This window comes from Bacillus cereus group sp. RP37, assembly GCF_040459695.1.
Classification (GTDB): Bacteria; Bacillota; Bacilli; order Bacillales; family Bacillaceae_G; genus Bacillus_A.
This window is the reverse complement of the sequence record NZ_JARVHP010000001.1, coordinates 4,927,791-4,952,033: the sequence shown is the minus strand read 5'-3', so window position 1 is coordinate 4,952,033 and position 24,243 is coordinate 4,927,791. Positions and strand designations below refer to the sequence as shown.

The window sequence follows — 24,243 nt, the reverse complement described above, 5'->3', positions numbered from 1 at the left end:
GCATGCACAATTTTTGTGCATGAATCAGGGTGGTAACGCCGGCAAAGCTCGGTCCCTATTTAGGGACGCGGGCTTTTTTGTATTTTCTAAAAGGAGGAAGACTGACTATGGCAAAAGAACAAGTACAAGCGATTACGAAGATGGAAGAGGACTTTGCACAGTGGTACACAGATATTGTGAAAAAAGCAGAACTTGTTGATTATTCGAGTGTAAAAGGATGTATGATTCTACGTCCGTACGGTTATGCCTTATGGGAAAATATGCAGAAGGTTATGGATGAAAAGTTAAAAGCAACTGGTCATGAAAACGTGTATATGCCAATGTTTATCCCAGAGAGTTTATTACAAAAAGAGAAGGATCATGTAGAAGGATTTGCTCCTGAAGTAGCATGGGTGACACATGGCGGGGATGAAAAGTTAGCGGAGAGACTTTGTATACGCCCTACATCTGAAACTTTATTCTGTGAGCATTTTTCAAAAATTGTGCAATCCTATAATGATTTGCCAAAGCTGTATAATCAGTGGTGTTCAGTAGTTCGTTGGGAGAAAACGACGCGACCATTCCTTCGTACAACGGAATTCTTATGGCAAGAGGGTCATACAATTCATGAAACAGCAGAAGAATCTCAAGCTGAAACGTTAAATATTTTAAATCTATATGCTTCTTTCTGTGAAGACTACTTAGCGATACCAGTAATTAAAGGACAAAAAACAGAAAAAGAAAAATTTGCGGGCGCAAAGGCAACTTATACGATTGAAAGCTTAATGCATGATGGGAAAGCACTTCAAACAGGAACATCCCATAACTTTGGAACGAATTTCTCTGAAGCATTTGATATTAAATTTTTAGATCGTAACGGTAAGTGGCAATATGTACACCAAACATCTTGGGGTGTATCAACAAGAATGATAGGTGGACTTATTATGGTTCATAGTGATAATAATGGGCTTGTAATGCCTCCTAAAGTCGCACCAGTGCAAGTTGTTATTGTGCCGATTGCTCAGCATAAAGAAGGTGTTTTAGCGAAAGCAACAGAGTTACAAGGATATATTCAAAAGGTTGCACGAGTGAAAATAGATGCTAGTAATAAAACTCCAGGCTGGAAATTTAATGAGTATGAAATGAAGGGCATTCCAATTCGATTAGAAGTTGGTCCTAAAGATATTGAAAAGAATCAAGTCGTACTTGTAAGAAGAGATACGAAAGAAAAAGAATTTATCTCAATGGATCAATTAGAAAAACGCATTCCAGCACTACTTGAGGAAATTCATAGTTCTTTATTTAATAAGGCAAAAGTATTCCGCGATGAGCATACGTATAGTGTGACGAATTTCGAAGAGCTGAAAAAAGTAGCTGATGAAAAGCAAGGGTTTATTAAGGCAATGTGGTGCGGGGAATTAGCTTGTGAAGAGAGACTAAAAGAAGAAGTTGGAGTATCTTCACGCTGTATGCCTTTTGAGCAAGAGCATGTAGCTAATGAATGCATTTGTTGTGGTAAAGAAGCTCAGCAAATGGTGTATTGGGGAAAAGCGTATTAATGCTCTTTTTGATAGAGAATGAAAAGGACTTTGGGCTGCATAATAAACTGCAATCCAAAGTCCTTTTTAGTTCTGCAATTTGTTTCATGTATGTTTTAGATGGAAGGATGTGGTTTTATTTTGCATTTTTACGGCGAATAAATAGTAACATACCGATTAGGAATGTTGAAAGTCCCATTAAAATAGATGCAGGATAATGTGTTGCCGTATTAGGTAACTTATCGCCTTGTTCTTTCGCATTATCTTTTACATTGCCCCCCTGAGAACTGCCATCGCCTTTAACGCGGTTGCCACCTTGAGAACTGTTATCACCTTTAACACGGTTGCCGCCCTGAGAGCCATTACCACCTTGAGAACTGCTATCGCCTTTAACACGGTTGCCACCTTGAGAGCCACTGCCGCCAGAACCGTTGCCACTAGAGCCACTGCCACCAGAACCGTTGCCACCAGAACCGTTGCCACCAGAGCCGCTGCCACCAGAACCACTGCCGCCAGAACCGTTGCCACCAGAGCCACTGCCGCCAGAACCGTTGTCACCAGAGCCATTGCCACCAGAACCGTTGCCACCAGAGCCACTGCCGCCAGAGCCATTGCCACCAGAACCGTTGCCACCAGAGCCACTGCCACCAGAGCCATTGCCACCAGAACCGTTGTCACCAGAGCCACTGCCGCCAGAACCACTGCCACCAGAAGAACCATTGCCACCAGAAGAACCATTGCCACCAGAACCGTTGTCACCAGAGCCATTGCCGCCAGAGCCATTGCCGCCAGAACCACTGCCGCCAGAACCGCTGCCGCCAGAACCATTGCCGCCAGAACCGTTGCCGCCAGAACCACTGCCGCCAGAACCGCTGCCGCCAGAACCATTGCCATCAGAACCGCTACCGCCAGAACCATTGCCGCCAGAACCGTTGCCACCAGAACCACTGCCATCAGAACCGCTACCACCGGAACCACTGCCGCCAGAACCGTTACCACCAGAACCGTTACCACCAGAACCACTATCGTCCTGAGAACCACTGTTTCCTGGTGGTTTATTATTATCTTTTGAGTTGCCTTCTGCTAAATGATCGTTATTTTGTACAATTGCGTTTGTTGCTGGAGAGAAGTTTTCAGTTGCTGCACTACCGATATTTAAACCACTAAAAAAAGATAAAGAGAGTGTTGATGCTAAAATGAAGATTTTCGTCATTGTTTTCCTCCTAAGAAATTAATATTCCATCTAAAATACATCCCTTTGTAATATTTCTTAGGAAAAAGAGTTTTATGCAAAAAAAACTATATATAGAAAAAGGTGGTGTATTTCTGAAGAGAGAAAAGAGTTAGTGTAAATTCTTTATAATAGTAGAGTGGTGGGAATTTTACACTCATTACAGTAGAGGAAGTGACAGCAGATGAAAGAATATATTGCATTTGATATTGGTGGTACACAAATTAAATATGGAATTGTTTCAGAAACAGGAACAGTACTAAAGCATAAAACAGTTCCAACAGAAATTCATTTGGGTGGGGAACAAATCATTCAAAAGCTTATTCTTCTATCCCGAAAATTAATGAATGAACATACGATTTCGGGAATTGGCATTAGTACTGCGGGAATTGTTAATATTCATAAAGGAGTTGTAACGGGAGGGGCGGAGCATATTCCGAACTACTCGACTATTCCTATTGTTGATAGATTGCAAGAGGTATTACAAGTTCCTGTGTCCGTTGAAAATGATGTGAATTGTGCAGCTTTGGGTGAGAGGTGGAAAGGTATTGGAAACGGAAAAAGAAATTTTATTATGCTTACTCTTGGAACTGGTATTGGGGGAGCGATTTTTATAGATGGAGAGTTATACAGGGGACATTCTTTTAGTGCTGGTGAATGGGGAAATATGTTAATAGAAGGAAAGCAGTTTGAAGAGGTCGCTTCGATTTCAGGGTTAATTCGTCTTGTACGAAAATATAAAGGTGAAAGTGATTGGAATGGAAAAACAATTTTCGAATTGTATGATAAAGGAGATAAGGAAGTTACGCAAATAGTTGAGGTTTTCTTTAAACATTTAGCGATTGGAATTAGTAATCTTGCTTATATTTTTAATCCAGAAATGATTGTTATAGGTGGAGGAATTACTGATAGAGGAAATAAGTTCTTAAAAGAAGTAAAAGAAGGGATTGATAAATATTTGAATAAAGAGATTTACAGTGATTGTGAGATTGAACTTGCACAAAACGGAAATTGTGCAGGAATGATTGGTGCTATTTACCACTTCTTACATCATCATAAGTAAATTATATGAATGTTTTCATATAACTGAGAATTTATCCTTTTTATCACTAGGTAAATAATGCTACAATATAAGGGAAGAATACAATATTTTCCGCCTTGGAAAATGCTTTGTAGAAAGGAAGAAACTGCATGCCTATTATTTTAGAAAAAGGTCAAAAGATCGATTTAACGAAAGGACAACCAAAAGTAGCAAAACTACAGGTTGGCTTAGGCTGGGATCCAATTGGGCAATCAGGTGGGTTTCTGTCTTCATTATTTGGAAGTAAACCAAATGTAGATTGTGATGCATCTGTTGTTATGTTAGAAGGGGATCGCTTTTTAAACAAAAACGATTTAGTTTACTTCGGAAACAAGCTTTCTACTTGTGGTAGTATTATTCATTCAGGAGATAATTTAACAGGTGAAGGCGCTGGTGATGACGAAACAATTTTCGTAGAATTACATAAAGTTCCGAGCCGTATTAATCGTTTAGTATTCGTTGTAAATATTTATGACTGTGTAAATCGTCGTCAAGATTTCGGGATGATTCGTAATGCATATATTCGGATTCAAAACCCGCAAACTGGTGAAGAATTAGCACGCTATAATTTATCGGATAATTATGCTGGCAAAACGACTCTAATCGCAGGTGAAATGTATCGCCACGGAAGTGAATGGAAGTTTTCAGCTGTTGGAGAAGGCACACAAGATAAAAACTTAAGTGAGATTGTATCACGTTATCAATAAAATAAACCGAGGAGGAATTGAATATGGCATCAATTTCATTGAAAAAAGGACAAAAGGTAGACTTAACAAAAACTAATCCAGGTCTTTCAAAAGTTCTTGTAGGACTTGGTTGGGATACGAATCGCTATGACGGACAAAACGATTTCGATTTAGATGTTAGTATTTTCTTAGTAGGTGCTAACGGTAAAGTTTCAGGTGCAGAGGATTTCGTTTTCTATAATAACCCTAAAGGTGCGAATGGTGCTGTAGAGCATTTAGGAGATAACCGAACTGGTGACGGTGAAGGTGATGACGAAGCGATTAAAGTAGATTTAAAAAATGTACCTGCACATATCGAACGTATTTGCTTCACAATTACAATTTATGACGGAGAAGGCCGTAGCCAAAACTTCGGACAAGTTTCTAACTCTTTCGTACGTATTCTTGATGAAGAAAAAAATGCAGAGTTAATTCGTTACGATTTAGGAGAAGATTTCTCTATTGAAACAGCTGTTGTAGTAGGTGAACTATACCGTCATGCAGGTGACTGGAAGTTCAATGCAATCGGAAGTGGATTCCAAGGTGGATTAGCGTCTCTATGTAATAATTTCGGTTTAGATGTAGAGTAATAGATTTGCCCCGCATTAACGGGCAGTAGACCTCCATCTCAAAATTTAGCGAGAGCAAAGAAGTTAGGTGGGGATCAACTACCCGTAAAAGCCCGATTGGTTCAACTAATAATCAGTGGGGGATGAAGAAAACCCCCACTGATTAAAGTTTCACTTTATATATCCATCGGTGAAACAGATGTTTACTGATGGATATATTTTTAAATATTAAAATATAGAGGTGAGTATAAATGGTAATTCAATTGCAAAAAGGACAGAAGATTGATTTAGGTAAGACAAGCCCTGGTTTAACAAAAGCAGTAATTGGTCTTGGGTGGGATATTAAATCTTATGATGGTGGATCAGATTTCGATTTAGATGCATCTGCTTTTTTATTAGATGCGAACGGAAAATGTACGAAGGAAACTGATTTTATCTTCTATAACAATTTACAGTCTCCTTGTGGATCTGTTTTACATACAGGAGATAACCGTACAGGTGAAGGTGACGGGGATGATGAGCAACTTGTTGTAGATTTGAAAAAGGTTCCAGCAGATGTTCATAAAATTGCTATTACAGTTACAATTTATGATGGAGAAGGCCGTAATCAAAACTTTGGACAAGTCGGAAACGCATTCGTTCGTTTAGCAAATGAAGAAACAAACGAAGAAGTTCTTCGTTTTGATTTAGGAGAAGATTTCTCCATTGAAACAGCAGTTGTCTTTTGTGAATTATACCGTCATAATGGACAGTGGAAGTTTAATGCAGTAGGAAGTGGATTCCAAGGTGGCTTAGGTGCGCTTGTAAGAGCGTATGGCTTGGATGCATAGAAAGGAAACGATATTCGTTTCCTTTTTTTGACCTTTCTATAAATCTAGCAAAGAATAGGGGATAAAGGTAAGATGAGTATTTTGCAAGGAATCCTTGATACGTATGCTCAGTTTTTCGACTTGGACATGTGGATTAAAGTGTTGCAAGATCCAGTATCTTGGGGATTAATAGGTACACTTGTTGTACTTGAAGGGTTATTATCTGCTGATAATGCACTTGTATTAGCGGTAATGGTAAAACACCTTCCAGAAGAAAAACGTAAAAAAGCATTATTCTATGGACTTATTGGAGCTTATGTATTCCGATTTATTGCAATTGGAATTGGAATGTTCTTAATTAAATTAGCTTGGGTAAAAGTGTTAGGTGCACTTTACTTAGCTTGGCTATCAATTAAATACTTCATTGATAAAAGAAAAGGTAATGCAGAAGAAGAGGAAGCTCATGGTATGAACCAAAACAGTATTCTCTTCAGAATGTTTGGTGTCTTCTGGGGAACAGTTGCGATGGTTGAATTAATGGATATCGCGTTCTCTGTAGATAGCGTGCTTGCTGCGTTTGGTGTATCAAATGAAGTTTGGATTCTATTATTAGGTGGAATGCTCGGTATTTTAATGATGCGTGGGATCGCTGGTGTATTCTTAAAATTATTAGAGCGTATTCCAGAACTTGAAACGACAGCATATATTTTAATCTTAATTATTGCAGCAAAAATGTTACTGTCTGTTATTCATATTGAAGTAAGTCATACACTGTTCTTTATTATTTTAGTTGTAGCATTTGGAGCAACATTTATACTTCACTACATGAAGAATTCTGGACAAGCTAAAGAAGAAGTTGCAGCTACTAAAAATAATCATAAATAATTGAAATGGGTTTGCTCGTTTTGCGAGCGCCCATTTTTTATAACCAAAAATAGTTTATAATAGAAGAAGGACTTAGAAAAAACGTAAATGTTTTTGGAGGTGAACTGTTGTGTTTTCACGTTTTACACTTCAACCATATGCATTAAAAGATGAATCAGATTTAAAGCAATTTGAAACACTTTTAGAAAAACGCCCACAATATGAACTGACAGAGAATGAGATGAAATTTAGTTATATAGCATGTCGAATTATTGGCGTTCCTAATGATGTAGATGAATATTTTAATGAACTATTTGATTATAGTGAAGCGAAAGGAATTGAAGTTTTACACGAACAAAATTTAAACAAAGTGATTGATTCAGAAAAGCTTCGTCACATTCAAGAAGTGTTCGGATTACATCAAGAAGCACCAAATGGTCTGACAGTAAATAGGTTAGTGGCACACTTATCTGGGAAACAACTTTTACCGAAAGTAGACAATCCTGACTTACAGCATTATATACATACGACGTTCATTTCAGTATTGAAATTATATGAGAAACAACATAATCAATCTTTAAAGACAGAAGGCTTCCGTCGTTTCTTAATCGACATGATTAAATTAAGCGAAAATTACGTCGCGAAGTGGTTCTCTACGGTTAATTATAAGAAACAAATGCCGCGTATCGTTTGGTATGGGGATGCGACGGAGAGCCGTATATATTTCTTATACTTCCTTATTATGCTCGGCTGCGATGTACTTTATTATCACCCAGAAGGAAAAGATGGATTTGAGAGTGTTGATGAAGAGGGAAGGACTTTTATTGTGTCTCATCCAGGCCGGATTTCTCTTGAACCATTTCCAGATCGTCGCCGCGAGCGTGTTGCAACAGTAGCATATCAAGCTTCAAAGGAAATTGAACAAGTACTTCACCACGATAATTCACTATTATACAAGCCGTGGCAATTCCGTTCCTATACGCCTGTAGCTCGTACACTAAAAACAACATACGATGAACTCTTTTTAATCACGAAAGAAAAGGCGTTTGTACGCCCGACATTCTTTGTTGAAAATAAACACATTTATATCCCTTCTTTATTTGCGAAAATATCAGGTGTTTCAAAGAATGATAAAGAGTATTTTCAGCGATTAAAGGCTGTTACATCATTTGATAACAGTTTATTAATTAATACATTTCCGTTTACGAAAGAACAAAAAGCAAATTTCCAATATCATTATCGAGATGCATTAGACCGTGCGGGGAAATTACATCCAGATTTAATTATGAACAGTCATTGGTGGCCGCATAAACGATTGCCAGAAGGATTACAACATGGTATTGCAGAAGCGATTATCCATACGTGTGAAAGTGAAATGTGTAAACCAATTGCAAAAGAGACGAAACAAGATGTAGCGCTATATGTTTTCGCGCAACTTTCTCAAATACCACCGAATATTTTAGAACAGCTTGAGAAATTTGATTATTCACAAGATGTACCGAAAATTGTTATATTTAATAATGAGAAGAGTGGAGAATTAACTCGTTCTGATGCTGTTTTATTACTATTTTTAAATCAAATAGGAGTAGATGTATTCCACTTCAATCCAACGGGACGAAATGATATTGAACCGTATATTGATGCAGCAGCATTTGATTCACATTGGCTTGAAGAAGTTAATTTCGATCTTGAGTTTCATGGTTCATCAGCCTATAAAAATTTATCACAAACAATAAAAGGACTATTTCGTCCATTTTTATAAGGAAAGGGAGAATACGATATGAATAACCCAGTCGTACTAGATTCGAAAACAGAATTAAATGAGCAAACAGCACAAGATGTTCGCTTGCAACTTAGACAAGATGCGGATGTACAACGTATTTATAATGCGGTAGATATTAAAGACCAATTAGAATTAATTGAGCTTGGAAAAGAACCTTCTATGGAAATTTCACGCTTTGCAGATCAAATTTTACATACAATGTCTCTGTCAAAAATAGAAGACTCTGGTGAGTTATTAAAACAGCTTGGTAAAATTATGGACAGGTTTGATAGCAAAGACTTTGCGGAAGAGAAAAGCGGTTTCTTCTCACGTATGTTCAAAAAAGCGGATAAAATGATTGAACAAATCTTTAGCAAGTATCAAACGATGGGCCGTGAAATTGATAAAGTGTACGTGGAAATTACGAAGTATCAAGATGAAATGAAAAAATCAATTGGTACGTTAGACGGGTTATATGAGCAAAACTTAAAATATTACTTAGATTTAGAAAAATACGTAGTAGCAGGAGAAATGTTATTAGATCGTTTAAATACAGAGCTAGTTCCGATGTATGAAGAGCGTGTACGTAATAATGATCAATTGGCAGGTATTGAGTTAGAGTCGCTTAAAAACTCTGTTGAAATTTTAGAACAACGTATTGATGATTTAGAAAAAGCACGTATGGTTGCTTTACTTACAGCACCACAAATTCGTATGATTCAACGTGGTAATAATAAATTAATTGGTAAAATCAATACAGCGTTTATTACAACGATTCCTATCTTTAAAAATGGTATCATTCAAGCGGTAAATGCGAAGCGTCAAAAGCTTGTTGCAGATTCTATGGCTGAACTGGATCGTCGTACAAATGAATTACTTAAGAAAAATGCACAAAATATCGCAACGCAAAGTGTGGAAGTAGCGAGATTATCAGGTTCTTCTAGTATTAAGATGGAAACACTTGAGGAAACTTGGAACATTATTTCAAGAGGTATGCAAGAAACACAACAAATTGAAGAGCAAAACAAACGTGAGCGTGAAGAAAGCCGTAAGCGTATGGCTACATTAACAGAGAACATCAAAAAAGAATTACAAGGATAAAGTGAAACTTCAATCAGTGGGGTTTTGTTCTTCCCCACTGATTATTAGTTGAACCAATCGGACATTTATGGGCAGTTAATCTACCACCTAACTTCTTTGCTCAAGCTGAATTTTGAGGTGGGAGTTTTACTGTCCGGCGAATAGTGGGATAAATGAAAAGGCAATGAGGATTGTTCCTCATTGCCTTTTAGTTTCTTTTCACTAATTTAATGATCTCATTCACAACAAGTGGAATGATACTTAATAAAAGAACAAATCCCCAATCTCGCATCGTTAACGCATGCACACCGAATATATTTGCAAGGGGTGGGATGGAGATGATACAAACTTGCATAAGAACACCGATAAGAAGGGAGAAGACTAAATATTTATTTGTAAAAATCCCAATTGAAAAAATTGATTTCGTTCTTGAACGCAAGTTAAATGAATGAACGAGCTGAGAAAAACTAAGAACAACAAATGCCATCGTTTGAGCGTGTAATAGAGCATCTTCATCAATTTTCTCTGGGAAAAGAGGGAATAAATTTGTATCTCCAGTATAGAATTTTGCTCCGACGATAAAGGCTGCTAGCGTTAAAAATCCAATTATAGCGCCATTGAAAATAAGAAAAGGGACACTACCGCTAAATAGGCTTTCTTTCGCACGGCGTGGTTTTTCTTTCATCACATCTGAATCTTCAGGATCAACGCCAAGTGATAATGCAGGAAGTGTGTCGGTAATTAAATTGACCCACAAAATGTGAATTGGTCGTAATGGTGTCGCCCAGCCAAGTAAAATCGCTAAAAATAAAGCGATAATTTCTCCAAAGTTACATGAGAGTAAGAAGAGAATTGATTTTTTTATGTTACGATAAATATTTCTACCTTCCTCAACAGCTTTCACAATAGATGAGAAATTATCATCTGTTAATACTACATCCGCTGCCCCTTTTGCAACGTCTGTTCCTGTAATACCCATCGCTACGCCAACATCTGCTTGCTTTAAAGATGGAGCATCATTGACACCATCACCAGTCATAGAAACGATATTACCCTTCGCGCGTAATGCCTTTACAATTTTCACTTTATGCTCCGGAGAGACCCTAGCGAATACATGTAAGTGATTAATTTTGCTTGCTAGTTCTGTATCTGAAATATTATCTAATTCAGTTCCAATCATAATTTCAGATATGTCTTCGGCAATGCCAAGCTCTTTGGCAATTGCAAAGGCGGTATCTTTATGGTCACCAGTAATCATAACTGTGCGAATACCGGCTTTTTTACATTCTGAAATTGAATCTTTTACTTCAGTTCGTGGTGGATCAATCATACCGACAAGACCAATAAAGATGAGGTTTTCTTCAAGATGATCTATATCCACATTGCTTGAATTGTATTGTTTAAATGCGAATGAAAGTACTCTTAAAGCTTCTTGAGACATTGCCCTGGCAGCTTCTAATATTTGATTTTTATCAGCATCTGTTAGAGCCTCGATTTTACCGTTTTTAAATATGTGGGTACATCGAGGTAAGAGTTTATCAATAGCGCCTTTCGTCATGCTATAGTAGCTTTCATCGTATGTATGTATGGTTGACATCATTTTACGATCTGAATCGAAAGGCAGCTCATTAACGCGTTCATGTATCTTTTCTAAATGATCTTTTTGCATGTTAAAAGTGTTTCCGGCAACAAGAAGGGCGATTTCTGTAGGGTCCCCTGTTTGTGAATCGGAACCGTAAGACGCATCGTTGCATAGCACCATATTTTCTAACAATAGTCGTTGCGCATCATTATTTATATTTAAATTTTTTAAGTGATCGTATGTGTTATCACTATAAAAGTGAGTAACGGTCATTTTATTTTGCGTTAACGTACCTGTTTTATCTGAACAAATAATTGTGACAGAACCGAGAGCTTCCACAGCTGGAAGTTTACGAATAATAACATTTTGTTTAATCATTCGTTGCACACCAATTGCAAGAACGATGGAAACGATAGCTGGCAAACCTTCTGGAATAGCTGCAACGGCTAAACTAATAGCAGTCATAAACATTTCTAGCGTATCCCGTCCTTGTAAAAAGCCGATGAGAAACATAACGATACAAATAGCTACAGCGACAAAGCCTAAATACTTTCCGACTTGTGCTAAGCTTTTTTGAAGTGGTGTCATATCATCGTCTGCTTCATGTAACAGGGTAGCAATCTTACCAATTTGTGAGTTCATTCCTGTTTCAACAGCAATACCGACACCGCGTCCGTATGTTACAAGAGTAGACATAAATGCCATGTTTTTTTGATCGCCTAACGGCACTTGCTCATCACTTTGCATAGAAGGGTGGTAGATTGCATCTTTATCAACAGGGACAGACTCACCAGTTAGAGCAGATTCTTCAACTTTTAAATTTGCAGTTTCGATAAGCCGTAAATCGCATGGTATATACCGTCCGGCATCAAGCATAACGATATCACCTGGAACGACGTGCTCAGATGGAATCTCTTTTAGTTCACCATCTCGTTTGACGATAGCTTTAGGTGTCGCCATTTTTTTCAAGGCCTCTAAAGCTTGTTCTGCTTTCGATTCTTGGATGACACCGATAACAGCGTTTAAAACTACAACGAGCGCGATAATACTTGCATCAGCCCATTCACCTACAAAAGCAGAAATAAGGGCAGCAATAATAAGGACATATACGAGGACGTCATTAATTTGGGCGAAAATACGCTGCCATAAAGAGCGTTTTTGTTTTGTAGCTAATTCATTAGAGCCGTATTGCTGTAAACGTTCATTTACAATTTCATCTGTTAAACCGTGTTGTTCGTTTGTTTCTAGGTCGATTAATGTTTGATCTTTCGTCTTACTGTACCAATTGCTCATAAGTAAGCACCTCCAGTAAAAACAGTTAGCAATGGTAGTGTTGCTATTATTTGTGAGTAGTATGTATGGAGAAAAAATCTAAGGTGAGGTTCTACTTCTATTGTACAGTATTTTACAGTTGGGTGAGGGGAAGAGAAGAGTTGTCATGAATTTGTTGGAAATAAAAAAGAGCCTCATATAAGCGAGGCTTTTTTTACTTTTTAATTAATGTACCTAATTCTTCTGTAATAGCTTGCATTTCACTAATGCTGAATGTTTCACGTTTCATAACATGCTCATAAATGTCACGTAAGTCTTCGTACATTTCTTCATTAAAACTAGCAGCTCTCATCGCTCCAGCATTAACCATACGTAATTTTTCTTTAATAGCTTCGACCATATATTCAACGTTTTCTTCTGACTTTACGGATAAATCCACCGAAGTGTCCCCCTTTAAAATAACATAAGGCTATCTTAACATTTTTTATCATTTTCGTTAATGAATCTTTTCAATCCTATTAAATTAGTAGGGATTTCCTTTATAATTAATAATTGGTTGTTTATACTATAATTATATATTAAGAAATACACCAAGAAGGGAAGAAACAAAAATATGGTTCAAGTATTGTTTGTTTGTCTTGGGAACATTTGTCGTTCTCCGATGGCAGAAGCGATTTTTCGAGATCTTGTCGTAAAAGAGGGACTTGAAGAGAAAATTGTCATTGATTCTGCGGGAACTGGAGATTGGCATATTGGTCATCCGCCACATAAAGGAACACAAAAAATTTTAAAAGAAAATGCAGTCACTTTTGAAGGAATTAAAGCAAGGCAAGTAGAAAAAGAAGACTTAACAAAGTTTGATTATATTATTGCCATGGACAACAAGAATATAGCAGATTTAAAAAGTTTAGGTAAAACTGGAGGCTATATTGGTAGGCTGTCCGATTTTGTTCCAGACGGTGGCTGGACAGACGTTCCCGACCCTTACTATACAGGGAATTTCCAAGAAGTATATGACCTTGTAACAGAAGGGTGTGCAAAGCTATTAGCTTTCATTCGAAATGAACAAGGAATATGAGGAAGCTTAGAAAGAAATACTTTCTAACATAAGAAATGAAAGGGTGAAGGAATATGGCAAAGAAAAATAATATTGCTCGAAACATTGCGATTGGTGTAGCTGCAGGTGTAGCTGTATCTATGTTGAAGAAAGAAAACCGTGAAAAAGTAAAAAATACTGCGGAAAAAGCAAAAACAAAGATGATTGAAATCGGTGAAAGTGCGAAGATAAAAGAAAAAGTGCAAACTGTTACAGATAAAGGACGCGAACTCGCTGACTTCAATGTAGTAAAAGCGAAAGTAGCAGAAATTAAAAAATTGACGCCGTCTGTTGTAGAGACGTTAAAAGAAACGAAAGAAATTTTTAGTAAGAAAAAGGTTGAGCCAGCAGAGAAGCCAGAAACGATTGAAATTCAAGCTGTATCTTCAAAAGTAGATGAGCTGAAAGCAGAAGAAGAGCCAGTAGTTGCTGAAGATGGCGGTATGAAAGAAGCGCGTGAACTATTTATGAAAGACTCTAATGTAGAGGAAAAAAAAACTGAAGCGTACATTGAGTTGAAGCAAGATAAAGAAGAGAAGAAAAGCGTTTAAACGTATATGAGAAAAATTTTAGAAAAGGTGAGAAGAAATCGTGCTTATTCGTTTGGTAAAGATTTGTATGACCGGACGATGCGTGATGATGTAGCGGGCTTGGCAGCACAGCTCGCTTATTTCTTCTTGCTTGCGATTTTTCCTGGGCTTGTTTTCTTAATTACGCTTCTTGGATTCATTGACCTTCAAACAGAAAGTGTGCTCAATTTATTAGAACCGTACGTACCGGAAGATGCAATGTCCTTAATTGAAGTAAACGTGGATAAAGTTGTAAATGAGCAAAATGGTGGTTTATTATCATTTGGTTTATTGTCAATGTTATGGTTTGCTTCAAACGGGGTAAATGCGGTTATGAATGCTTTTAACCGTGCGTATGATGTAACAGAAACACGTTCTTTTATTAAAACAAGAGCGTTATCAATTGTGTTTACGTTAGCTATCATTTTTATGATTGTGTTTGCGCTAATTGTTCCAGTGTTTGGACAAGTCATTGGGGCAGCGGTATTTAAAGCAATTGGTTTATCGGATAGTTTTTCTTACGTGTGGAGCATTACACGATTAGTAGCGAGTTTCTTCGTACTATTTGCATTGTTTAGTTTTTTATATACATTTGCACCAGATCGAAAGTTAAAAAGAAGAGAAGTCATTTCAGGAGCAACATTTGCTACTGTCGGATGGATTGTGGTATCGTACTCATTTGCTTATTATGTAGATAAGTTTGCGAATTACGCCAATACATATGGTGGTCTCGGTGGTATTATTATTTTAATGTTATGGTTTTACTTGACTGGATGGGTAATTTTACTTGGTGGCGAAATTAATGGTTTACTCCATCATTATAGGACGAGTGACAATAATTCCCGTAATGAAAAGTGAGCTCTTGTTCCATAATAAAAGGGAACAGGGGGGATATTTCATGAGTAATAATAAAAAGAATCACAACAATAAAAATAACAATAAACAAAAGAGTAGTTCGCATCCAAAGCATAAAACGAGTAGTAGTGCGAACGGGCATAATAGCTACCATTAGAAAAAACGGGTCCTCTATGAGGGACCCGTTTTTATTTGTTTCCTTTTAATAATCGTAACCCGTTTAAAATGACAAGAATCGTACTTCCCTCATGCCCAATAACACCGAATGGCAGAGCTAAGAATTGCAAGAAGTTTGAACAAATCAGCATTGCAATTACAGCTAGTGAAAAGATTACGTTTTGCTTTACAATACGGTTCATTCGTTTTGATAAACGGATTGCTTGAGAAAGTCGAGATAACTCGTTCTTCATAAGTACAACGTCTGCAGTTTCTAAAGCTACGTCTGTTCCTTCTCCCATTGCTACACCAATGCTAGCAGTAGCGAGTGCAGGGGCATCATTTATACCATCTCCGACCATTGCTACTGTCCCGTATTTTTCTTTTAGCTTTTTAATCGTTTCCACTTTTGTTTCTGGTAAGCATGATGCGTAATATTCCTTTATATTACTTTCGGAGGCAATTGCTTTTGCTGTTTCTTCATTATCTCCAGTAATCATAATTGCTTCGACACCAATGCTTTGTAATTCGCGAATAGCAGCTATTGTTTCTTGGCGAAGCGTATCTTTTAAAGCGATAAGTCCAAGGATGCCGCCCTCATCGCTAATATAAACGACAGTTTTACCTTCTTTTTCAAGTGAGGCAGAAATACCATTATGAAATGTCTTTGTTTCTTCACCAATAAAATCAGCTTTACCTATTTTATAAGCTTTGCTTTCAAATATTCCTTTTAGCCCAAAACCAGTTACATCTTCAACATTTTCTGGTTTTTTTAATGTAATGTCATACGCATGTTGTGCATACTTCACAATAGATTCAGCTAAAGGATGTGTTGAGTGACTTTCAATTGCTGCTGTAATAGAAAGTACTTCTTTTTCTGTCATATTTTCTCGAACATATACATCTGTTACGGTAGGTTTTCCTTGTGTTAATGTTCCTGTTTTATCAAAGGCAATTGCTTTTACTGAAGCAAGGCGTTCTAAATGTATGCCACCTTTAAAGAGAATTCCATTTCTTGCTCCGTTAGAAATAGCAGATAATGTTGCTGGTGTAATGGCAGCAACGAGTGCACAAGGAGATGCGACTACAAGTAAGATCATAGCGCGATAAAACGTTTCATTCCAGCTCCAATCCAGTAAGAAATGAGGGACGAACATCATAAGCGCAACAATGAGTAGTACACCTTTTACATATGTTCCTTCAAACTTTTCTATGAATAGTTGTGATGGTGATTTTTCACTTTGTGCACTTTGGACGAGACGGATAATCTTTTGGAATAATGTTTGATCGCTCGGCTTCGTAATTTTAACTTCGATAGCACCGCGTAAATTTACAGTACCAGCAAATACTTCATCACCATGTTTTTTTTCATTTGGAATAGGTTCACCAGTAATCGCTGCCTCATCGATATTTGTTTCACCGCTATGAATCGTACCGTCAGCAGGAACGCGCTCACCTGGCTTAATTAAAATAACGTCGTTAATTTGTAATCGTCCAACAGGAACACGTTCTTCGGTTCCGTTTGAAATACGTAATGCTTCTTCAGGTTGTAGATCAAGAAGCGCTGAAATTTCTTTTTGACTTTTACTTAATGTATAAGATTCCATCGCACCGCTTAGTGCGAAGATAAAGATTAAAATTGCGCCTTCTGCCCAGTAGCCAATGATTGCAGCACCGATAGCAGCAAAGAGCATAAGCATCTCGACATTTAGCTCTTTCTCCTCGATTGTATCTTCAATACCTTCTTTCGCTTTTGCATATCCACCAACTATATAAGCAAGGATATAGCAAGTAATGCCTACATTCATTACATCGTTCTTTGTGAATAACCAACCAGCTAAAATGAAAATACCAGATGCGATTGCAAATATAAGTTCATAATGTTTCTTTAATGTATCCCATAAAGAGGGATGAGAAATAGACTTTTGTACTTGTAATGCTTTTACTTCTGAGTTCATTACTACTCGCTCCTTCCAAATTCTTATTGAGAAAAAGAATCAAAATCGAAACCCCTATAAAACGACGAAAGCTGCCATCCATAATGGATAGCAGCATTTCTGTTGAATCTGATTTTAATAGTTATTATGTTGTAATTGTTCTATAGTATAGCACATGTTTTCTTTAGATGATATGTTTTTGTTTGTGTATAAACTGAAAACTTGTGTTTTCACACTTCCTTTGGTATATATGAATATTGTTCATAAAAAGATCGGAAAGGAAGACAACAAGTGAAGACAGAGAAATTTTTTACCCATCCGATTGGCGTGTTTATTGCTGCGATAGTAGCGACTTTTTTATGGGGGAGCGCATTCCCTTTTATTAAATTAAGTTATGCTGAACTTGGAATTCAGCCACAAGAAGTTGGGGAGCAAATATTATTTGCTGGCTATCGTTTCTTTTTATCTGGAGTCATGCTCTTATTCTTCTTTAAAGCGTTAGGAAAAAATATGAGCTTCAAAAAAGGAACGGGAAAGCAGTTAGTACAAATTGGTTTATTTCAAACCTTTCTCCAATATATATGTTTTTATATTGGAATGAGCTATAGTTCTGGTATTGAAGGAGCTATCATTTCAGGAACATCATCATTCTTTCAAATTTTACTCGCGCATTTTTTATATAAAGATGATGCTCTTAATATGAGAAAAGTAATTGGGGTTTCTATCGGCTTTTGTGGTGTCATTTTAGTAAATGTACCGAGTGATGGTAGTTTGTCATTCCATTTCGGAATCGGTAGCTTATTACTTCTTAGTGCAGCAATGTTGTATTCATATGGAAACATATTGGCGAAAGAAGGTAGCAAAACATTAGATGTTGGCTATATGACAGCATACCAAATGATTTTTGGTTCTATTGGGCTATTATGTATAGGGGCTTTGCAAGTGGGAATCACGCCATTTACATTTAGTGTACATGCAATACTTATGCTTACCTATTTATCTTTCTTATCCGCAGCAGGATTTTGTATTTGGAATACAATTATGAAGTACAATAAGGTTGGAAAAGTATCAATGTACATGTTCTTTATACCCGTATTTGGTGTGTTATTATCGAGCATGATTTTAGGAGAAGCAATTCACTCATTTGTATTAATTGGTTTAGCGTGTGTAGCTGCGGGAATTATTGTGGTGAATCGTACGCCAGCTAAGCAGAAAATGGAGGAAGAAAAACAAGTAGCATAGATAACAGGAAAACGATTACAATGGAAGAACAGTACTGTTCTTCTTTTTTTTTTATAGAAAAAGGATAATAGACTAGGTGTAACGAAAAAAATACAAAAAGCATTTATTGAGGAGAACATGTTATGAATCTACTTTACATGGTGTTAATTGGACAAATCATTCTTTTTTTAATTGGTGCAATGTACGCAATAGGGCAGACAAAAAAACAAGAAATAATATGCCGTTGCCTTTAGCAGTGCGTCTTATTCTTAGTTTTTCTTTAACAGCAAGTGCAATTTGGATATGGTTACAAGATCCATCAGTAGCGTATAGTACGTGGGTTGCACTAGGTATGACGTTATCAACTGTAGGGGATTTATTTATGGCAGGTTTGATTCCAATTGGTCACAGGTTAATTGGAGGGATGGTTACTTTTGCGCTTGCGCATTGTTTTTATGTAAAAGCATTTTTGCAAACAGGCATTTCATGGAATGGTTTTTGGATTGGTCTACTTGTATACGGACTCTTTCTCATTATAGGGTGGTTCTTTTTTATCCGAAATGATAAACAAGATAAATTGTTTACGATAGGAGCTCTAATTTATGGATTATGGGTTGGAGGAATGGCTTGCTTTGCATTCGCCTTATATTATGAGAATTCAGGAGTATGGTGGATACCAGCATTTGGTGGTTTATTATTTGTGATTTCTGATTTTATTATAGGCGTGACAGATATTGGAGGGCGTAAATTAAAGTATGAACCACTTTGGATTTGGTTTACATATGTAGCGGCTCAAATGTGTATTGTATATGTGGGAATATAAAAAGATACTCTCCAAATAGTGGATAGACTATTTGGAGAGTATCTTTTTTGCTTGTTTAATTTGATCAGCATCGCTATTTTGGAATTTTTAATATTGTAATTTTATAATTCAGAATTTTGTAGAAAATCATCGGTCGTATTATTTATAATAAAAGTAAAAAGATGATGAGATGGTGGAATGATGCAAAAGAAAAAACGTTGGCGTAAATTCTTTGGAACGATTGCAATTGCATGTTTGTTGGTGTTTTTAACGAAAATTTTTGTGTTTTTTCCTACGACTGTAAAAGGAGCGTCTATGAAGCCAACGTTACAAGATGGGGATAAGGTGATTGTTAATAAGTTGGCAAAGCAATTTGAAAGTTATGAGAGAGAAGACATTATTGTTGTGAAGACGGATAATTTTTACGTGAAAAGGGTTATTGGTTTGCCTGGCGATGTCATTGAGGTGAGAAATGATCAATTATATGTGAATCATGAAGTGATAGAGGAAGCGTATTTGTATAGTAATAAAAAACAAGCTGAAAAAAAACTTATGAATTTAACAGAGGACTTTGGACCAATTACAGTTCCTAAAAATAAGATTTTTGTTATGGGGGATAATCGCTTAATAAGCAGAGATAGTAGAAATGGTTTAGGACTTATTGATAAAGCGGATGTATTAGGAGAATTAGCGGCAATTTATTATCCATTTGAACATATGAAAATAATGAATTAAAGTAAAAAACCAAGCAAATTTTAGTTTGCTTGGTTTTTTATGTTAAATCGTAGGAGACTCATTAAATTCATAGACGTCTTCATTGTTTTTGTTCGTACTTAAAACGAATTTGTGCTGCAATAGTTGCAGTTTAAAGAATGCTAACGGATCGTGATAAGTTTCTGGGTTGCTTCTTAACGTTGCTAATGTTTGTTCGTCTTCCTCTATTTCAAGTTGAGCTGCTTCCACATTTTGTTTCAATATGCTAAGTGGATCTTTAAAGAACATCATAATATCTCGTTCTAATGCGCCTTCAAATACTTCAAATTGAAGGAAGAATTGTTTTGAAATCGTTTGAGAAATTTCCGTATAGTCTTCCGTTTCAATATATTGTTTATATTTGTTTGCGAGCATAGATTGATTTTTTTGCATGTTACCAAATAGTTTTCCCGCACTCTTTAAGAAAAATTGTGTCGGTGTAAAGCGTAATAAAATATTGATGTTCGATACTGTAATTCTATTTGTCATGCGTACAACATCTCGATGCCAATCATCTAATAATTTGAAATCGCAAGGAAGTTTCATGCGTTCTTCTTTATATAATTTATTAAACGTTTCACTCATTTCATCTAAATAAGATTGAGCTTGAATAAATTCATTATGTGCTGTTTCAATCCACTCTTGAATAAACCCAGTAAATTTAGGAAGAAGCACTTGCTGTACATGTTTTTGAATTCGTTCGTTCATTGCAGTATTTAATTCTTCATGAACTAATTTGAAATCACTATCTTCTTGAACAAGGTCAGAACAGCTCTGTAATAATTCAGGAATTTGAGAATGGATATCTCGTGTGATTTCTTCTTTCGTTAAAAGATAAGATTCTGTAATAGAACGAATTTTATCTTTTTCAAGAGCAGTAAGATTGTTAATAAATCCATTTAGTTTCACTGAGATATGTTTATTCCATCGTACTGATTTCACTAATGTATTTTCTAATTCCACACGTTCATTTACAAGGTATGCGATTGTCTTTTGAGTAAACCATATTAGTTTTTCTATACGTTCTTGTTCCATGTCGCGTCCAGCTAGATTAGAAAGAATAGACTCTGTCACGTCCCCAAGTTGCTGGCTACTCTCTTGTGAAGGAGAGTATGGGAAGAACTGTGCACTTGGGAAATGGACTTTAATCTTACTTATTAGCTTTTCATTATTGGTCGTATTATTTGTGTGTAATACGAAATGAATTTGTAAATTTGGCACTTGTTCACGTAAATAAAGTAATGTATCAAGCTCTTCCCCATGTAATGGTGAAGCTGAATTTAATACGTAAATAAGGCTATCTGCTGCTTGTAAGTATTCAAAATATGGGCTGTTTTTATCCACTTGCCCTTGAACAGATGGCGTAACAAGAAATGCAAATTTATTTTTTCTTAAAAATCTACTTGGTAACTTAATTTCTATGCATTTTTTCTCAAGTTCTGAATCGGAAGGTGTAGCCATTATTTGATGGAATTCATCAAAGTTCGGTATATTGTGTACATCTAACGCAGTGAATTCTGTTATTTCAGTTTGGCTATCATCTTTAAATAGAATAGGAGCTGTTACAGTCTCAGTTAAGATGTTCTCTCCTAATATTGAATTGATGAATGATAATTTATCATGGTCACTAGTTCCCGCTATTAGTAATTGTGTAACATTTAAATCACATAGTTCATGAACGAGTAACGTAAATTGATGACTTAAATCCACATCGTTTTTTTCAGCCCATACAGCAATTGTTTCGAATAAATGAGAAACGGTTTCCATATTTACATTTGTTTCAGCTGTTGAATTAGAGAGTAGGGCTCCCGCACTTTTTACGAGTAATGACTCTAAAGTTGTAGGTGAAACTTCATTCCACGCTAATACTGCAGCAGAGACAAATAGGGCATCTTTTGCTTTCGTTAAACTAAACCAATTTGTTAATAGATCGGGTACAAGTCCTTGCATTTCATGCATGAAATGCTCACCAGTAATTAATTCAAAGTACGTATCTTGATAGCGTTCAATAATTTCATGCCAATCGTCATTGTTGTCTGTCTCAATATGTAAGAATAAATGATTTATTGTTTGAATCCAAGGTAGATGCAATTTTTCATTTTGATAGCTGTTCCAAAGAGCAATAACAAGTTCTTTAAATTGGACTTGATCAATTGCATATAAAGCTTTTAAAGATTCATAGAAATATTCTGGATTGATTTGTTTCGTAAATCCTTGATTTACATAATTGATTAAAGTATCGAACCAGTGCAATGATTTTGTTCGAATTCCTTCTTGAACGGCAAGTTCGATAGCATTATTCCAATCTGCTTGTTTTTCATAGAATGAGCGAGCAATTGCAGTAATGTTTGGATAGTCAGGTTGAAATGCAACAGCCTCACTAATTGTCTTAAAGGCTAGACCTAAACGATCTTGTTCGATGTAAAGAGAAAGAAGTTGTAAGGAAACTTCCATTGTAAGAGTTGTATCTTCCGTTTGGATAGATTGATAAATTTCTTCTGCTTTTGGTAAGAAGCCTAGTTCAAAATAAGAATCTGCAATATTTTTGGTTGCCCAAAGTGCAAGCTCGTTATTTACTTTCTCCCATTTAAATATCGCTGCTTCAAAGTCTTTATTTTGGTAATAAAATTCACCTTGAGCAAAGCGGATATTAGAAATGTTGGAGAATTCATTTATAGATTCATTTATATATGCTTCACCGAGTACTTCCGATACTGGAGTAGAAGTTTCTTCTGTTAAAAATGTTTTATAGTAAACCTTTTGGATAAATTGATTTTCAATGGTCATGTTCGTTCCCCCTGTATAATTTAGAAAAATGATGTTGTATGTAAAGGGTGCATGTTCTTTTAATAGGTAGAAGTTGCATTATATCGACCAAACTATGTTTTTGCTAGGTATATCATTTTTCCTGAGAGTTAAACCGTTGCGAAAAGTAACTTTCCTTTATTGTAACAAAAAAACAAGCATATGAATTTTTATTTTTTAATCCTGTTATTTGTGGATGGTAAGACTAGCGCTTCGAAAAGCGGTGAATATAAGGGAAGGAGGCGGGAGTCTGGCGCACGATTGATGTGTACTAAGAATGAGCCAGGATGAACAAACCCTCACCGATTAATGGTTCACTTTCTTCCTGTTAAAGGAATGGATAGAAGTAGAGTTCATTATAAAAACAATGTATAGTGAATATGTATACCATGTTTGTCTGAAGGATAGAAAGGGCACAATGTGGAATAACGATCGTGCATAGGATGTGTCTTCCGAATGGAACAACATATTGGCGAGTTAATCGCACATTATGGGTATTTTGGAATTATTATAGCTTTGGCCGGTGGGATTGTTGGATTACCGATACCAGATGAGTTTTTATTGACCTTTGTTGGTTATAACGTTTCAAAAGGAGTTATGTCAGGAACTGCTGCGTTTTTAAGTGGGATGGCTGGCGCAATGTTAGGCATTACATTAAGCTATATATTAGGTTTGAAACTTGGACTCCCTGTTTTAAAAAAATATGGGCCGAAAGTTAGGATCAAAGAACATCACATCGAAAAAACACATATTTTATTTGAAAAATATGGCCCATTTCTTTTAATGATTGGTTACTTTATCCCGGGAGTACGTCATTTAACAGCATATTTTGCTGGGATGTCGAATTTAACACTTTGGCGTTTTTGTTTGTACGCTTACGGTGGTGCGTTTATTTGGATCAGTGTTTTTATTGGACTTGGCTGGAAGTTAGGAGAGAAGTGGCGTTTCGTTGAGTATAGTTTACATCATTATGGAATATGGATTTTATCCATTTCAGTAGTTGTTACATGTATTGTATGGTTTTACATAAAGAAAAAGAAAAACCGCTAATCGCGGTTTTTTTAGCTGAAAGCAATAAATAGTACACCAGCTGTAATAAAGACAACACCAATACTAGTCATAAAGTTTAACTTTTCGCCGAGTATAATCATAGCGAGAATGATAGAAAATACGACGCTTAGTTTATCGACAGGAGCCACTTGTGAAACTTTCCCTGTTTTGAGGGCAAGAAAATAAAATAGCCATGACGAAGCACCTGCAACCCCACTTAATGTGATAAAGAGCAGTGCTTTTTTATTTAGCAGTACATCGCCAATATTTTGAAATTTACCTTGGATAATAATAACGCCCACCATAAATAATGCCATGATAATAGAACGAACAGTTGTGGCGACATTGGCATCGATTCCATCTAAACCAATCTTTCCGAAAATAGATACAAGGGCAGCAGCAATTGCTGATAATAGTGCGAATAAGAGCCATGAACTCATAGTAAAATTCCTCCAATCTTACATTATTATACATGAAAACCATTCTCATGTATAAAGCGAAACTTTA

At 36.3% G+C, this 24,243-nt stretch carries 20 protein-coding genes, 1 pseudogene and 1 other annotated feature (1 of these 22 cut by a window edge); of the genes and pseudogenes, 15 read left to right on the top strand and 6 right to left on the bottom strand.

Going from position 1 to position 24,243, the window contains the following annotated elements; genetic code table 11:
* Positions 1 to 60, top strand: a binding site (T-box leader) (it extends 147 nt beyond the left edge of the window).
* Between the two features lie 47 nt (positions 61 to 107).
* Positions 108 to 1,538 carry a proline--tRNA ligase gene (proS, locus tag QCI44_RS26070; RefSeq protein ID WP_016136996.1) on the top strand — a complete coding sequence of 477 codons (1,431 nt, stop codon included), beginning with the start codon at positions 108 to 110 and terminating at the stop codon, positions 1,536 to 1,538.
* 115 nt (positions 1,539 to 1,653) lie between these two features.
* On the opposite strand, the gene QCI44_RS26065 is transcribed toward proS, so the two are convergent.
* Positions 1,654 to 2,730 (bottom strand): LPXTG cell wall anchor domain-containing protein, encoded by a 1,077-nt coding sequence (locus tag QCI44_RS26065; protein WP_116329464.1) that lies wholly within the window; start codon positions 2,728 to 2,730, stop codon positions 1,654 to 1,656.
* Positions 2,731 to 2,932: 202 nt separating this feature from the next.
* Between QCI44_RS26065 and QCI44_RS26060 the strand changes: the two genes are divergently transcribed.
* From QCI44_RS26060 to QCI44_RS26030, 7 genes are all read left to right on the top strand, one after another.
* The gene (locus QCI44_RS26060; protein WP_016136999.1) at positions 2,933 to 3,811 is read left to right on the top strand and encodes an ROK family protein; all 879 of its coding nucleotides are present in this window, start codon (positions 2,933 to 2,935) and stop codon (positions 3,809 to 3,811) included.
* Positions 3,812 to 3,939: 128 nt separating this feature from the next.
* Positions 3,940 to 4,536 carry a TerD family protein gene (locus QCI44_RS26055; protein WP_001121586.1) on the top strand — a complete coding sequence of 199 codons (597 nt, stop codon included), beginning with the start codon at positions 3,940 to 3,942 and terminating at the stop codon, positions 4,534 to 4,536.
* Between the two features lie 23 nt (positions 4,537 to 4,559).
* A complete protein-coding gene (locus tag QCI44_RS26050) occupies positions 4,560 to 5,144 on the top strand; it encodes a TerD family protein (protein WP_000146724.1) in 585 nt (194 codons plus the stop codon).
* A 230-nt stretch (positions 5,145 to 5,374) separates the two neighbouring features.
* Entirely contained in the window at positions 5,375 to 5,953 is a 579-nt protein-coding gene (locus QCI44_RS26045) for a TerD family protein (protein ID WP_000236647.1), read from the top strand.
* 72 nt (positions 5,954 to 6,025) lie between these two features.
* Positions 6,026 to 6,817 carry a TerC family protein gene (locus QCI44_RS26040; protein ID WP_016089462.1) on the top strand — a complete coding sequence of 264 codons (792 nt, stop codon included), beginning with the start codon at positions 6,026 to 6,028 and terminating at the stop codon, positions 6,815 to 6,817.
* Between the two features lie 109 nt (positions 6,818 to 6,926).
* Positions 6,927 to 8,558, top strand: a complete 1,632-nt coding sequence (locus tag QCI44_RS26035) for a YceG family protein (RefSeq protein WP_016137000.1) — start codon at positions 6,927 to 6,929, stop codon at positions 8,556 to 8,558.
* 18 nt (positions 8,559 to 8,576) lie between these two features.
* Positions 8,577 to 9,659 (top strand): toxic anion resistance protein, encoded by a 1,083-nt coding sequence (locus tag QCI44_RS26030; protein ID WP_001064411.1) that lies wholly within the window; start codon positions 8,577 to 8,579, stop codon positions 9,657 to 9,659.
* Positions 9,660 to 9,846: 187 nt separating this feature from the next.
* On the opposite strand, the gene QCI44_RS26025 is transcribed toward QCI44_RS26030, so the two are convergent.
* Positions 9,847 to 12,513: a cation-translocating P-type ATPase gene (locus QCI44_RS26025; RefSeq protein WP_016089460.1), complete on the bottom strand. Its 2,667-nt coding sequence runs from the start codon at positions 12,511 to 12,513 to the stop codon at positions 9,847 to 9,849.
* A 193-nt stretch (positions 12,514 to 12,706) separates the two neighbouring features.
* The gene (locus tag QCI44_RS26020; protein ID WP_000366197.1) at positions 12,707 to 12,931 is read right to left on the bottom strand and encodes a DUF1128 domain-containing protein; all 225 of its coding nucleotides are present in this window, start codon (positions 12,929 to 12,931) and stop codon (positions 12,707 to 12,709) included.
* A gap of 174 nt (positions 12,932 to 13,105) precedes the next feature.
* Between QCI44_RS26020 and QCI44_RS26015 the strand changes: the two genes are divergently transcribed.
* The 3 genes from QCI44_RS26015 to QCI44_RS26005 are packed head-to-tail and all read left to right on the top strand — an operon-like array spanning position 13,106 to position 15,015.
* Complete coding sequence (locus QCI44_RS26015; protein ID WP_016089459.1) at positions 13,106 to 13,570, top strand: low molecular weight protein-tyrosine-phosphatase; 465 nt, start codon at positions 13,106 to 13,108, stop codon at positions 13,568 to 13,570.
* Between the two features lie 53 nt (positions 13,571 to 13,623).
* Positions 13,624 to 14,139 carry a DUF4075 domain-containing protein gene (locus tag QCI44_RS26010; RefSeq protein WP_016137001.1) on the top strand — a complete coding sequence of 172 codons (516 nt, stop codon included), beginning with the start codon at positions 13,624 to 13,626 and terminating at the stop codon, positions 14,137 to 14,139.
* A gap of 6 nt (positions 14,140 to 14,145) precedes the next feature.
* Complete coding sequence (locus QCI44_RS26005; protein ID WP_016133536.1) at positions 14,146 to 15,015, top strand: YihY/virulence factor BrkB family protein; 870 nt, start codon at positions 14,146 to 14,148, stop codon at positions 15,013 to 15,015.
* 185 nt (positions 15,016 to 15,200) lie between these two features.
* Here the strand turns inward: QCI44_RS26005 and QCI44_RS26000 are convergent, their stop codons facing one another.
* A complete protein-coding gene (locus tag QCI44_RS26000) occupies positions 15,201 to 17,126 on the bottom strand; it encodes a heavy metal translocating P-type ATPase (protein ID WP_016089456.1) in 1,926 nt (641 codons plus the stop codon).
* 270 nt (positions 17,127 to 17,396) lie between these two features.
* Here QCI44_RS26000 and QCI44_RS25995 point away from each other — a divergent pair, with 270 nt between their 5' ends.
* From QCI44_RS25995 to lepB, 3 genes and pseudogenes are all read left to right on the top strand, one after another.
* A complete protein-coding gene (locus QCI44_RS25995; RefSeq protein WP_016089455.1) occupies positions 17,397 to 18,347 on the top strand; it encodes a DMT family transporter in 951 nt (316 codons plus the stop codon).
* Between the two features lie 122 nt (positions 18,348 to 18,469).
* Positions 18,470 to 19,149, top strand: a pseudogene (locus QCI44_RS25990) (lysoplasmalogenase).
* Positions 19,150 to 19,326: 177 nt separating this feature from the next.
* A complete protein-coding gene (lepB, locus tag QCI44_RS25985; protein WP_016137002.1) occupies positions 19,327 to 19,863 on the top strand; it encodes a signal peptidase I in 537 nt (178 codons plus the stop codon).
* Between the two features lie 42 nt (positions 19,864 to 19,905).
* Here the strand turns inward: lepB and QCI44_RS25980 are convergent, their stop codons facing one another.
* A complete protein-coding gene (locus QCI44_RS25980) occupies positions 19,906 to 22,668 on the bottom strand; it encodes a tetratricopeptide repeat protein (RefSeq protein ID WP_098560692.1) in 2,763 nt (920 codons plus the stop codon).
* Between the two features lie 474 nt (positions 22,669 to 23,142).
* On the opposite strand from QCI44_RS25980, the gene QCI44_RS25975 reads away from it, so the two are divergent.
* Positions 23,143 to 23,736: a DedA family protein gene (locus QCI44_RS25975; protein WP_016089451.1), complete on the top strand. Its 594-nt coding sequence runs from the start codon at positions 23,143 to 23,145 to the stop codon at positions 23,734 to 23,736.
* 11 nt (positions 23,737 to 23,747) lie between these two features.
* On the opposite strand, the gene QCI44_RS25970 is transcribed toward QCI44_RS25975, so the two are convergent.
* Positions 23,748 to 24,176: an EamA family transporter gene (locus QCI44_RS25970; RefSeq protein ID WP_016137004.1), complete on the bottom strand. Its 429-nt coding sequence runs from the start codon at positions 24,174 to 24,176 to the stop codon at positions 23,748 to 23,750.
* Positions 24,177 to 24,243: the final 67 nt, after the last annotated feature.